The following is a 13,409-nucleotide window of genomic DNA, read 5'->3' as shown; positions in this document are numbered from 1 at the left end:
GCCCGAGGGATGCAGGAGGGGCCCGGGACATCGTCCCGGGCCCCTCCTGCTGCATGCAGCTCGCTAGCGGTCCTCGAGGAACAGCTTCTCGAAGTGCTTCCGCACCACGGGCCAGTCCCACGCGGACAGTGCGTGCTCGGCCGCGAGCTTGCCCGCGTTCCGCCACGCCTCCTCGGTGGCGGTGGCCTCCAGGATCCGCTTCGCCGCTTCCTCGGGGGAGCCGACGACCCAGCCCTCGGGGTAGAGGGTGCGGGCGCTGTTCGGCTTGCCCGCGTAGAACGGCCAGTCGCGGACGACCGGGACGGCGGCACTCGCCGCGCCCTCCATCAGACCCACATGGCAGCCCTCGCGGACCGAGGAGCTGATGATGGTGCCGATCTCCTGCAGCTTCGACGGAACGTCGTCCGTCGGGCCCAGGCGGACCACGGCGCCCGACTCCTCCAGGGGAGCCAGCTCCTTCTCGAACTCGCGGCGGTACTCGCGGGTCGCCATGCTCGTCTTCGGGTCCATGTCCCCGCCGACCAGGATCAGCCGGTAGCGCTCGTCGTGCCGGCGGACCCGCTCGAGGACGTCCACCGCCCACTTGGGGTCCTTGGCGACCTGGCTTATCCCGATCAGCCCCAGGTTGAACCGGGCCTCGGCGGGCTTGGGCCGGGCGAAGCCGGACAGGTCCATCGCGTTGTCGACGAGGTGGAAGCGGGGCGCCCGGTCGCCGCGCAGCTGCGGGACCAGCGACACCGCCAGGTCCCTCACATGCGGGGCCACGAAGACCAGGTCGTCGATCCGGGAGAAGTCCGTCATGTGCGGCCAGCGCGTGAACGCCTCGTAGCTGTGCAGCCGGACCACGATCCGGGTGTCGCCCGGGTCGATGGTGGTGAGCATCCCCGCGGGGCCCACCGACCAGTCCAGGAACACCGTGTCGGCCCAGTCGAGGTAGGGGCGGAACAGCCGCTCCACCTCTTCCTGGTAGTCGCTGCTGCCGCCGGACAGCCGGTCCTCCAGCATCCGCCGGCCCGCCCACGCGATCCGCTTCAGGTGCTTCGAAGCGGCCAGGTCCAGGAAGCGCAGCTCGACGCCGGGGTGGTCGCCGAAGTGGTCCAGGATGTGGTGCAGGAAGTTGTCGTTGGCGCTGGTGGTGACCAGCAGCCGCAGCGGCCGGTCGGTGGGCGCCTTCTTGTACGGCGTCCGCCGGCCCTGCGGACGGCTCAGCGCCCGCATCGCCCCGGAGCGGTACAGCGGGGCGACGAAGCCCTCCGCGTCCTTGGCCAGCGGCGAGGACAGCTGGTCGATGTGCAGCACCCGGTGGAAGTGCAGGAACAGCGCACGGTCGAGCGCTCCGGCCGCCGTCTCCAGGCGCCCGGCGGCGAACTCCCGGTCCGCGTGGGCGAGCTGGGCCGCCACCGCCCTGTCGAGATGGCGCGGGTTGAGGCCCTTCGCGATCTCCTTCATCACGCCCTCGTCGAGGAGCTGCGCCTTGAGCCGGAGGTCCGGGATCTTCGACGCGGCGTCGGCGAGCGCTATGGCGGCACCGCTCGTGCGGCCGGCCCACTGCATGCCCTCGGCGACATAACGGGAGGTCGCGGCGCGCACCCGGGTCGGCACACCGGGGGCGGTGACGGCGGTGCGCCACAGCCGGGCCCCGACGGTGGAGCGCATCACGGGACGTGCCGTCGCGGTCCGCATCACCGCGGCCGGCAGCCCGTCCACTGAGCGCCGGACGTCGCGGGCCACCGCGTCCAGCGGCGGCAGCACCGAGCGGCGCTGCACACTGCCGCCCTGCGCGGTCAGGCCCTCGACGGCCTTCAGGCCCGGCGCCAGGCCGAACACGGCGGCGGCGCCGCGGTTGTACTGGGCCAGCCGCCACACGGTGTACACGGCTCCGGGGTCGAGCGCGACCATGACGTCCGCCCGGCGGGCCCGCTCCCGCAGCCACGAGTCGCGCTTGGCCTGCATCCACACCCGCATGCCCAGCGGTGACGTACGCGCCTTGCGGCGCAGTGCCTGGCTGCGGTGCGCGACGCTGCGCGGCAGCTGGTGCAGCCCGGACAGCTCCAGCGCTGCGACCTCCTCGGCGGAGGACTCCAGGTGGAACGTGGCCGCGAGGTGCACCCGCGCGCCCAGGGCGTTGAACTTGCGCACCGAGTCGGCGAGCACGCCGAACTGCGGCTTGGCAGCGGCGACGAACAGGACTTCGGTCACGGGGTGGGTCCTCCGGCGACGATCGACTTCTCGGCGGGGGGCGCCACGTCCCCGGTGCCCGCAGCCGCGGCACCGCCGGGCGCGGCCTCCCGCGTGCCCGGTGCGGCGTGCTTCGCCGTGAACTCCTCGACGAGGTTCTTCACGGCCACGGTCATCAGCGCCTCGCGGGTGAACTGGTCCGCGTGGGCCATGGCCTCGGCGTGCACCTCGTCGCTGGTCTCCACCGCCATGTGGGCGGCCCGGACGAACGACTCGGTCAGGCCCTCCTCGTCGATGCCGACGGCGCCCGTCCACAGCGGGTGCCCGCTCAGGACGTTCGACGCGTCGTGCTCGACGACGTGCGCCGACACGATCGGCAGGCCGGTGGCCATGTACTCGTACACCTTGCCGGAGGTGACGTAGCGGCCGCCGATCAGGATCAGCACCATGGCGTCCCAGCCGGAGTAGATCGACGCGACCTCGGCCTTCGCCGCGGGGCCGCCGAAGTGGACGCCGTCGGCCTCGGCCTGCTTGAGGATCTCCGTGTGCCGGTTCGCCTCCCGGCCGGCGCCGTTGCCGATGTGCCCGCGCACCTCGAAGCGCGCGTTGGCCAGCAGCGGCTCCTTCTCCCGCGCCGCCTTCCAGGCGTTGAGCACCGTCTCCAGGTGCTGCGGGGTGAAGTTGACCGTACCGAGGTAGCCGAAGACCAGCCCGGACTCGGGGTCGGGGGCGTGGGCCCGGCCCGGGGAGCTGTCGGCGTCGTAGCCGTTGCGCACGACGTGGACGCGGTCGGCGAAGTCCGGGTAGCGCTTGCGGTAGTGGTCGGCGATGGGGTCGTTGACGACCCACAGGGAGAGGGCCTCGTCGAGGATCTTCCGCTCCCAGCGGCCCTCCTCGGAGTCGGGCCCGAAGGCCTCGACGCCCTCGATGACGTCGATGGACCAGCCGTCGCGGAAGTCCACCGCGTACGGGACCCGCTTCTCCTCCCACAGCTTCCAGGCCGCGGCGAGGTTCACGTACGGCACGCAGCTGGCGAGCAGCAGATCGGCCGGGTGCTCCTGGTGGATGCGCAGGACCGCCTGCTCCAGGTCGGTGCGCCACTCGCCGAAATTGGGCTCGGGGAACGGCTTCGTCTGGCGGCGGCGCAGCTGGGCGACCCAGCCGTTGGGGTTGAGCGCGCGGGCCTCGTCGTAGAGGCGGATGTCGGTCTCGAGATCCTCGCGCGCCAGCGGCAGCTCGACGATCTTGACCCTGGGGTCGACCTGGTCCAGCAGGGTGAGGTCGACGCCGGAGTCCCGCTCCCAGGACTCCTGGGCGACGTTGACGACGGTCACGTCCCAGCCCACGTTGATGAACTGGTTCGCGGTCTCGCGCATACGGTAGGCCGAGCTCTTGGCGGCCGGCGGGAACCCGATGGCGAGGTAGATCACATGAGGCCGCTTGCCTTCGGCGGGCAGCCCGGACCCGGGAGACGCTGACATAGTCGGTGACGCTAGCACGGTGACATGTACGGATTCGGGCCACCTGATCGCCGCGTCGCCCATCGCGGGCGCGCGGCGCGGAGCCCCTGGTCCGTCACGCGTGCCGGCTGCCCCCCTTCCACTCTTCCATGATCCGGACAACGTTCCTGGCGGCCCGGCCGTCACCGTACGGGGTGCCGGGGTCGGCGGTCGGCACGGCGCGGGTCACCGTCGCGGCCCACTCCTCCGGAGAGAGCGAGTGCGGGTCGGGAACAAGGACGTTCCAGCCGGTGTCGACGGTTTCCACCCACTCGGTCTCGGGGCGGACCGTGGTGCAGATGCGCTCCAGCAGGAACGCCTCCTTCTGCAGGCCGCCGGAGTCCGTCACCACACCGGTCGAGGCCAGCACGGCGGCGACCAGCCCCGCGTACGGCAGCGGCCGGCCGACGTGCACATTGCCCTGGGCCAGGTTGATGCCGTGCGCCTCGGCCCGCGCGACCAGGCGAGGGTGGGCCAGCAGCGCCACCGGGACCGGCAGCTTCGCCAGCGACTCCAGGATCGCGGAGAGGCGCTGCGGGTCGTCGGTGTTGTCCGGGCGGTGCAGCGTCGCCAGCAGGAACGGCTGGGACGGGTCGATGCCCTCGGGCAGCGCCGGCGCGGGGTGCTCCCCGGCGCGTACGGCGTCCCGGATCTTCAGGCAGATGTCGACCATGACGTCACCGGCGAGCCGGGCCCGGTCGGCGAGGCCCTCGCCCGCGAGGTGGCGCATGGCCTCCTCGGTCGGGGCCAGCAGCAGGTCGGCGCAATGGTCGGTGAGGACGCGGTTGTGCTCCTCCGGCATCCGCCGGTTGAAGGAGCGCAGGCCCGCCTCGAGGTGCGCCACCGGAAGGTGCATCTTCACGGCCGAGAGCGCGCCCGCGATGGTGCTGTTGGTGTCGCCGTACACGAGGACCCAGTCCGGCTTCTCACGCTCCAGGACCGGGTCGAGGGCGGAGAGTACGGAGCCGGTCTGCACACCGTGGCTGCCGGAGCCCACGCCCAGGTGCACGTCGGGGTCGGGGATGCCCAGGCCGTCGAAGAAGACGTCGGAGAGGTCGGCGTCGTAGTGCTGTCCGGTGTGCACGATGACGTGCTCGTGCGCGGTCTCCGCGAACGCCGCCGCGATGGGGGCGAGCTTCACCAGTTGAGGACGGGCTCCGACGATGCTGATGACTTTCACTGAGCACTCTTCTTCTCGGTCCGGCGTGGGCAGGCGTGTCACGGTCTCACACTGCTCGCAATGGTAGGCAATCCGCGCACTGACCAGGGCCAGGGCCGTGGTGCCGCACCCGGTCGGAGGCCGCCCGTGCAGAGGTCAGCCCATCCTGGACGATCACCCGGGGACCGCATAACGATTGTGTGAACCGTGTGCGTGGTTCGGTCGAAACCGGGGCAGCAGGGGCCGTCCCGGGCGGCCGGGCCGGGCGCCGCTCAGCGCCCGTCGGTGACGACGTCGCCGGCGTGCACCCAGAAGCCCTCCAGGGCCCCGCCGGCGATCCGGCACATCGGCCGTCCGTCGACGACCGACCGCCGGTCGAAGGGCGCTCCGGACGCCCGGTCGAACGCGACGGTGCGGGTGGCGGTGGTGCCGCCGTCCGCACCGTAGCGGTGGCAGGTCACCACGCTGCCCGCCGGGAAGGTCAGCGTCCGGCCGGGCCGGTAGTCGCTGGGGAGGTACTCGCCGAGCAGATGGCACCTGGGGTGCGACTCGCCGGCCCACCAGCCCGCGTGGGGTCCGGAGTCGATCCGGTAGGCCACGCCGCGGCCCATGATCCGGCGGCGGCGGTTCGCGGTGGCCCGGGTGGTGCGGGGGAAGCTCACCGTCCTGCGCGCGAGCTCGGCGTCACCCCTCGCCGCGACGAAGTCACCGTCCGCGTCGGTGTCGTAGCGGTACAGGGTGTGCGTACCGGCGGCGAGGACGACCGGCGACCCCTCCGGCAGGATGCCCGAGGGGTGGTCGTCCGTGAGCAGGTCGCTCATGTGGGCGAAGCGCGGACTGCCGGTCTGCCAGTGCAACTGCCGGTACAGATTGATGTGGTGCTGGTGGTACGAGGGCGCCGGGATCCGGTGCGTCAGGCAGTAGTAGGAAGCCCAGCGCCGGTTGCGCAGGGTGGGGAAGTAGTGGTCGACGGTGGTGCACGCCCCGTCGTACAGCCGGGCCGCCAGCGTGTTCCCCGTCATCCGGGCGTAGTCCCACAGCCCGAACATGGCGAAGATCATGCCGTTGTACGTGCGGTCGGAGGTGCCCGGCGGGTCGACCGGGTACTCCTGGATCCACAGGTAGCCCTCGTCGTCCCGGTTCACCACCCACGGCTCGCCGTCGTCCGAGCGCAGCAGCGACGCGAACGCCCCGTCGGCGGCCGTCCGGTACAGCGCCCGCTCCTCGGGCGTGACCCCGTCGAGCAGGGACAGCTGCACGAACAGGCTGATCGCCTCGCCCTGCGCCATCCCCGAGTACCAGGGCGCCCGGTAGGAGATGCCGCTGTGGCTGCCGTGGGTGAAGTCGAACGGGTACGGGAAGTACCAGGCTCCGCGGGCCTCGACGCGCCTGTCGATCAGGCGCTTCGCCTGGGCCTTGGCGCGCCGGAGGTACAGCGCCCTGCGCGCGGGGTTCGTGGTGGTGCGGTACGCGGCGGCGCAGCCGAGGCCGAACTGGATCTGGGTGACGGGCTGGTCGTACCCGGGGGCCGACCTGCGCGGGCGGTACATGATGACGCCGTCGGGGTCGAGGTAGGTGTGCGTGGTGTCCGGGGTGACGGCGGACCAGGGCGTGGGCCGGTCGCGCCAGGGACGCAGCCGCTCCGGCAGCTCCGTCGCGGTGTAGCCGTTGCCGTGGAACGCGAACGGGAGGGCGTCCGGGCGGGCGGCGCGTACGGCCGCGGTGGCGGGGGTGCCGTCGGGGCGGGGGGCGCGGACGGAGGGTGCGGGGGGAGTCACCATTCCTCCCGAGAGCTGGTCGGGCAGGGGCGGGAGCGGTGGGAGTGAGGCCCGGGGGAGCGGCCGGGCCGCGGCCGGTGGGCCCGGTGCGGCCTGCGCCGCACCCGCTCCGGTGCCGGTTCCGGTTCCGGTGAGGGCGGTGCCCAGCGCGGTGCCGCCCGCGAGCCGGATGAACCCTCTGCGGTCCAGTGTGGAACGCTCCGGCGCACGGTGTTCCGGTGCGGAGCTCTCCGGTGCGGAACGGTTCCGTGCGGTGCCACCGCTCTCAGCCATGCCTGAAGCCCCCGGGGAAGATCGGCGATGGCTGCGGATCCTATGCGGACATTCCGGGCGGGAGCCGGGACAGACACGCGGAAGCGGGGAGGCCGACTCGATCGGCCGGTCGGGCCGGTCGGGCCGGTCGGGCCGGTCGAGTCGGTCGGGCCGGTCTCCCGGCCGTCACCCCCGTCCGTCACTCCCGTCCGTCACCCGGCCACACCGTTCGTCATGCGGCCGGCGATCGCCGGGGAACGCCGTACGGGCGCACCCGCGAGGGGCCGGGGAGGCCGCATCCATGCCCCGCTGCGGTGGGGGCAGCATCCACGCCCCGCTGCGGTGGCGGTGGCGGTGGTCCGGCCCGGCGGGCGGCGCGGAGCGTTCCGTGGGGTCAGCGCTCGGTGAGTACGCCGTCCTTCTCCTCGTAGAGGGCGCCGGTCTGCGGGCACTCCCAGACGCCCGGCTCGCCCTCCCGCTCGGCCAGCCGTACACCGGCCCGGCCGACCCAGCCGATCCGCCGCGCGGGCACCCCGACGACCAGGGCGAAGTCCGGCACGTCCTTCGTCACCACGGCGCCGGCGGCGACCATCGACCAGCGGCCGATGGCGACGGGGGCGACGCACACCGAGCGTGCGCCGATCGAGGCGCCGTCGGCGATCCTCACACCGACGGCTTCCCAGTCGCCGCCGCGCTTCTGCTTGCCCTCGGGGTCGACGGAACGCGGGTTGTGGTCGTTGGTGAGCACCACGGCAGGGCCGATGAAGACGCCGTCACCGAGCTCGGCCGGCTCGTACACCAGCGCGTAGTTCTGCAGCTTGCAGTTGTCGCCCATGCGGACGCCCGTGCCGACGTACGCGCCCCGGCCGATCACACAGCCCTCGCCGAGGAGGGCACCCTCGCGGATCTGCGCGAGATCCCACACACTGCTGCCGGCGCCGATCTCGGCGGTCTCGTCGACCTGGGCGCTGGGCTGGACCCTGTAGTTCACTTCTCTGCCTTCCGGTGTCTGGCCTCCGGCCGAGCATACGGGCCGCCCGCCCCGGCCGTTCACGATCGGCCTCCGGTCGAAGGCCGCCGTGGTGGCGGTCGCGTACCGGACGTTCCTGGTGGAGCCGACCGCGCCGTTCGTGCCGAACTTGTACACCGGGATGTCGGTGTCGGTGCGGAACGTCAGCGTGCGCTGCACCCGGTAGTCCGTCGCCAGGTACTCACCGCGCAGGAAGGCGTTGGGGAAGGACTCGCCCATCCAGTAGCCCTTGTACGCCCCGGCACTGATCTGGTACCAGGTCCGTCGCACGGCCCCTCGCACGGCCCCTCGCACGGCCCCTCGCACGGCCCCTCGCACGGCCCGTCGCGGAAGGGGTGTGGCCGGTTCCCCGCTGCCGTGCGGCCCCTCGGGGCTGGTTTGACCCCTTGCGGCGCTGCCCGTAACCTTGACCGTCGGCGTGTTTCCATACGCCAGCTTCTGAGCACCTCCCTCCGGGTCCGTGATCCGGAGAGGCCGTCCATCCCCAGCGGACAGTCCGGGCCCCGGCCCGTGCGGGCGGCTGGCATCAGGGGTATCCGTGACGAGCGAGAGAGAGATCCGCGTGTACGCCATCGTGCGCAGCGGTGGTCGCCAGCACAAGGTTGCTGTCGGCGACATCGTTGAGGTTGACAAGATTTCCACTGCCAAGGTCGGCGACACGGTCGAGCTCTCGACCCTGCTCGTTGTCGACGGCGACGCCGTGACCAGCGACCCGTGGGTGCTGGCCGGGATCAAGGTCCAGGCCGAGGTCGTGGACCACCACAAGGGCGCCAAGATCGACATCCTGCGCTACAAGAACAAGACCGGCTACCGCCGTCGTCAGGGCCACCGCCAGCAGTACACGGCGATCAAGGTCACGGCGATCCCCACGGCTGCGAAGTAAGGGACTGAGGAGAGATGGCACACAAGAAGGGCGCATCGTCCACCCGGAACGGTCGCGACTCCAACGCTCAGCGGCTCGGCGTGAAGCGCTTCGGCGGTCAGGTCGTCAACGCCGGTGAGATCCTGGTCCGTCAGCGCGGCACGCACTTCCACCCGGGCGCCGGCGTCGGCCGCGGCGGCGACGACACGCTGTTCGCGCTGCAGCCCGGTGCCGTGGAGTTCGGCACCTTCCGCGGCCGCAAGGTCGTGAACATCGTTCCGGTCGCCTGACCGGAGTTCTTGCGAGGGCGGACCACTTCCCCGGGCGGGAAGCAGGTCCGCCTTTCGCTTGTTGACAGACAGGCATATCGGCACGGACGTCCCGTGCTCTGCATTTCGCCACTTCGCACTGGAGGCACAGGACCATGACCACCTTCGTGGACCGCGTCGAGCTGCACATCGCCGCGGGTAACGGAGGCCACGGCTGCGCCTCCGTCCATCGCGAGAAGTTCAAGCCGCTCGGCGGGCCGGACGGGGGCAACGGCGGGCGCGGCGGTGACGTCGTCCTCACGGTCGACCAGTCCGTCACGACGCTGCTCGAGTACCACCACTCGCCGCACCGCAAGGCGACCAACGGCAAGCCCGGCGAGGGCGGCAACCGCTCCGGGAAGGACGGCCAGGACCTGGTGCTGACCGTGCCGGACGGCACCGTCGTCCTCGACAAGCGGGGCAATGTGCTGGCCGACCTGGTCGGGCACGGGACGACGTACGTGGCCGCCGAGGGCGGTCGCGGCGGCCTCGGCAACGCGGCCCTGGCCTCGGCCCGCCGCAAGGCGCCCGGCTTCGCCCTGCTCGGCGAGCCCGGCCGGTCCGGTGACATCGTCCTGGAGCTCAAGACGGTCGCCGACGTGGCGCTCGTCGGCTACCCCAGCGCCGGCAAGTCCTCGCTGATCTCGGTGCTGTCAGCCGCCAAACCGAAGATCGCGGACTACCCCTTCACCACGCTGGTGCCGAACCTCGGCGTGGTCACCGCCGGCTCGACCGTCTACACCATCGCCGACGTCCCCGGCCTGATCCCCGGCGCCAGCCAGGGCCGCGGCCTGGGCCTGGAGTTCCTCCGCCACGTCGAGCGCTGCTCGGTTCTGGTGCACGTGCTGGACACGGCGACGCTGGAGTCCGACCGCGACCCGGTCTCCGACCTCGACGTCATCGAGGAGGAGCTGCGGCACTACGGCGGTCTGGACGACCGTCCGCGGATCGTCGTCCTCAACAAGGTCGACGTCCCCGACGGCAAGGACCTCGCGGACATGATCCGCCCCGACCTGGAGGAGCGCGGGTACCGCGTCTTCGAGGTGTCGGCGGTCGCCCGCACCGGGCTCAAGGAGCTGTCCTTCGCGCTGGCCGACATCGTCGCCAAGGCGCGCGCGGCCAGGCCGAAGGAGGAGGCGACCCGCATCGTCATCCGTCCGAAGGCGGTCGACGACACCGGCTTCACCGTCACCCAGGAGGCGGACGGCCTGTTCCGCGTGCGCGGCGACAAGCCCGAACGCTGGGTTCGCCAGACCGACTTCAACAACGACGAGGCCGTGGGCTACCTCGCGGACCGGCTGAACCGCCTCGGCGTCGAGGAGGAGCTGATGAAGGCCGGTGCGCGGGCCGGTGACGGCGTGGCCATCGGCTCCGAGGACGACGCCGTCGTCTTCGACTGGGAGCCGACGATGATGGCGGGCGCGGAGATGCTCGGCCGCCGCGGCGAGGACCACCGCTTCGAGGCCCCGCGCCCCGCGGCGCAGCGCCGCAAGGACCGCCAGGCGGAGCGCGACGAGGTCACGCGCGAGTACGACGACTTCGAGCCGTTCTGACGACGCGGGGCGGGCGGCCCCGGCCGCCGCCTGCCGTCCGGGTAGGGCGGGCGTCGTCTCGGTCCGGGCTGCCGCCGTGCCCCGTCCGCCGTTCCGTGATCGCCGTTCCGTGACCGTTCGCCCGCGGGCCCGGCCGCCCGCGCACCCCGCTCACCCGCTCACCCGGGGCGCCCCTCAGGGCACACTCTCGTTCCGTGGCCGTTCGCCCGCGGGCACCGGGCGCCCGGGCCGGCCGTCCCTCAGGGCACTCCGGGGCCCGCGCGTCCCCGGCCGTTCCCAGGGACCGGGAAACGCGGGCCCGTGCGTCCCCGGCCGCCCCAGGGCCCGGGACCGCGGCCCGCTGCCCCTGCCGGCCCCAGCGCCACTCCCGCGAACCACGCCCGCCGTCGCCGCTCGGGACGGGTCATGATGGCATGACCGGTATCGGGGGACGTGTCCCCTCCGCTCCGATCCGTACGGTGGCGCAACCTCGACCCCGATATCTCCGTCTTGTTCGCGGGGGTGGGGCGGCAAGCGCCCCAGCACGGTCGAGCGGAGCGTTGATGAAGGTCTCCTTCCTCATCCACACCATCTACGGCATCGGCGGCACCATCCGCACCACGCTCAATCTCGCGGAGGAACTGGCCGGACGCCACGAGGTGGAGATCGTCTCCGTCTTCCGGCACCGTGACGAGCCGCTCTTCGCCATCGACCCGCGGATCACCGTCGTCCCGCTGGTGGACACCCGCCCCTCGTCTCCCGGCGACGAGACGAAGCACCCCCTCGCGCTGGAGCCCTCCGAGTGCGTTCCGGCCCATGAGGCGCGGTTCGCGGAGTACAGCGTGCTCACCGACCGGCGCGTGCGCGAGCACTACGCCCGCTCCGACGCGGACGTGGTCATCGGCACCCGCCCCGGCCTCGTCGCGTACGTCGCCCGGTTCGCGCCCGCCCGCGCCGTGCTCATCGGCCAGGAGCACATGACGCACCATCACCACAGCCCCGGGCTGCGCGCCGAGCTGCGCCCGCACCTCGCCGCGCTGGACGCCTTCGTGACGGTCTCCGAGGGCGACGCCGCGGTGTGGCGGGAGTGGATGCCGCTGCCGGGCACCCGGGTGCCGGCCATACCGAACAGCGTCCCCGAGCCCGTGGTGCCCGTCTCCGACCTCGGCGGGACGACCGTCGTCGCGGCCGGCCGGCTCGCCGCGGAGAAGCAGTACGACGTCCTGATCGAGGCCTTCGCCGAGGTCGTGGCCGTGCGTCCGCAGTGGACCCTGCGCATCTGCGGCTGGGGCAGGCAGAAGGACCGTCTCCGCAGGCGCATCGACGAGCTCGGCCTCTACAACCACGTCCATCTGATGGGGCCTCGCTCGCCCATCGAGACGGAGTGGGCCAAGGGCGCCATCGCGGTGTCCACCTCGCGCCACGAGTCCTTCGGCATGACGCTCGTCGAGGCGATGCGGTGCGGACTGCCCGTGGTCAGCACGGACTGCGACTACGGCCCGCGCGAGATCGTCGCCGACGGCGTCGACGGCCTGCTCGTCCCCGTCGGCGACCGCGGGGCCGTCGCCGCCGCCCTGCTCCGCCTCATCGACGACGAGCCGCTGCGCCGCCGCATGGGCGCCGCCGCCCGCTCCCACGCCGCCCGCTTCGACCCGGGGCCGGTCGCGAAACGGTACGAGGAGCTGTTCGCGGCCCTCGGTGCGGGTACGCGGCCGTACCTCCAGGGGACGGCCCCCGCCGAGACCGGGAACGACCGGCCGGCCCCCGGCCCGCTGGTGGACTGCGCCGCCGAGCAGGACGGTGCGGTGACCGTGACCCTGCTCGGCGAGTGCACCGGGCGGCCGGTCCTCGTCTGCTGCCACCCCGATGCCGCGGTACCCGACCGGGTCTTCCCGTTCGACGCGGCAGGCCGTGCCGTGATCCCCGCCGGATCCGGCCTGGCCGAGGGTGTCTGGACCTGCCACATCGACCCTCCGCCGTCCTGCACCGCTCCGCCGTCCGTCGATCCTCCGCCGCCCTGCGCCGCTCGCGCGCAGGACGGCGCCGCCGCCCGTCCGCGGCTCGTCGCCCGGGCCGTCGACCAGCGCGGGGCCATGCGGGCCGCCGAACGCGTCCGGCCGGGGGAGCCCGTGCGCACCCTCGTCCCCTATGTGCGGCACGGCGGCCTCACCCTGCGCTCCTGGGTGCGACCGGCGCACGCAGAGTCCGGCGCGATCACCGTCGGCTCCCGGCGCATCACCGTGTCCGGGCGGCTGCTCGGGCAGGCGCGGCCGGCCGGGGACCCGGTTCTCCTGCTGCGCCGCCGCGGAGCGCACGCGGGCGAGCTGGAGTTCCCCGGCGCCCGCGTCGGCGCCGACGGGTTCCGCTGTACGATCCCGCTCGCCGCGCCGGTCGCGGTCCAGGCCTCCGCCCACGACGTCTGGGACCTCTGGCTGCGCCCCGCGCCCGGAGCCGCGCCGGTGCGGATCGGCCGGGTGCTCGACGACGTGGTGGAGAAGGGCGGGATCTTTCCCTACCCCGCCGTCGACCTCCTCAAGAAGCGCCCCCTCGCCCGCGTCCGCGCGGTCGTGGACGGGCTCCGCCTGCGGGCACCGGAGCGGGTCACGGTGAAGATGTTCTTCAGTGCCGGGAACGAACTGGTGCTCAATGTCGTCGACAAAGCGATGAAGTAACGCTGCGCCACAGCCTTGGCCTGTGGCATCAGTCACCTCTTCGGCCGGTTCGTCCTCGCAAACCTCCCTGACCGCGTGGTGAACAAGGGGTTTCCGGGCGGTGTGGAGTCCTTGAGGAGCGCCTTGCGGGACGGTCACG

Annotated in this window: 9 protein-coding genes; 4 read left to right on the top strand and 5 right to left on the bottom strand. The window is 72.7% G+C overall.

Translation table 11 applies throughout. The features are described 5' to 3' along the window. Positions 1-63 precede the first annotated feature (63 nt). The 5 genes from DDW44_RS08285 to DDW44_RS08265 form a co-directional block, all read right to left on the bottom strand. Entirely contained in the window at positions 64-2,199 is a 2,136-nt protein-coding gene (locus DDW44_RS08285; protein WP_108906019.1) for a glycosyltransferase family protein, read from the bottom strand. Further along, complete coding sequence (locus DDW44_RS08280) at positions 2,196-3,608, bottom strand: glycosyltransferase (protein ID WP_108906018.1); 1,413 nt, start codon at positions 3,606-3,608, stop codon at positions 2,196-2,198. Before DDW44_RS08280 ends, DDW44_RS08285 begins: the two co-directional genes overlap by 4 nt. 145 nt (positions 3,609-3,753) lie before the next feature. Beyond that, on the bottom strand, positions 3,754-4,857 hold the full coding sequence (wecB, locus tag DDW44_RS08275; RefSeq protein WP_026281690.1) for a non-hydrolyzing UDP-N-acetylglucosamine 2-epimerase: 1,104 nt from the start codon (positions 4,855-4,857) through the stop codon (positions 3,754-3,756). A 251-nt stretch (positions 4,858-5,108) separates the two neighbouring features. Further along, complete coding sequence (locus DDW44_RS08270; RefSeq protein ID WP_244223984.1) at positions 5,109-6,617, bottom strand: D-glucuronyl C5-epimerase family protein; 1,509 nt, start codon at positions 6,615-6,617, stop codon at positions 5,109-5,111. Positions 6,618-7,260: 643 nt separating this feature from the next. Beyond that, entirely contained in the window at positions 7,261-7,857 is a 597-nt protein-coding gene (locus tag DDW44_RS08265; protein ID WP_108908762.1) for an acyltransferase, read from the bottom strand. A 601-nt stretch (positions 7,858-8,458) separates the two neighbouring features. On the opposite strand from DDW44_RS08265, the gene rplU reads away from it, so the two are divergent. The 4 genes from rplU (at position 8,459) to DDW44_RS08245 (ending at position 13,270) form a co-directional block, all read left to right on the top strand. Continuing rightward, positions 8,459-8,779 carry a 50S ribosomal protein L21 gene (gene rplU / locus DDW44_RS08260; RefSeq protein WP_017944922.1) on the top strand — a complete coding sequence of 107 codons (321 nt, stop codon included), beginning with the start codon at positions 8,459-8,461 and terminating at the stop codon, positions 8,777-8,779. Between the two features lie 14 nt (positions 8,780-8,793). Next, complete coding sequence (gene rpmA, locus DDW44_RS08255; protein ID WP_017944923.1) at positions 8,794-9,048, top strand: 50S ribosomal protein L27; 255 nt, start codon at positions 8,794-8,796, stop codon at positions 9,046-9,048. A 134-nt stretch (positions 9,049-9,182) separates the two neighbouring features. Continuing rightward, entirely contained in the window at positions 9,183-10,619 is a 1,437-nt protein-coding gene (gene obgE, locus DDW44_RS08250) for a GTPase ObgE (RefSeq protein ID WP_017944924.1), read from the top strand. Between the two features lie 542 nt (positions 10,620-11,161). After that, positions 11,162-13,270, top strand: coding sequence for a glycosyltransferase family 4 protein (locus DDW44_RS08245; RefSeq protein WP_108906016.1), 2,109 nt, complete (start codon positions 11,162-11,164; stop codon positions 13,268-13,270). The last annotated feature ends 139 nt before the right edge of the window (positions 13,271-13,409 follow it).

The organism is Streptomyces tirandamycinicus, assembly GCF_003097515.1.
Classification (GTDB): Bacteria; Actinomycetota; Actinomycetes; order Streptomycetales; family Streptomycetaceae; genus Streptomyces; species Streptomyces tirandamycinicus.
The sequence above is the reverse complement of the archived record's forward strand: the minus strand, read 5'-3'. Positions and strand labels throughout refer to the sequence as shown.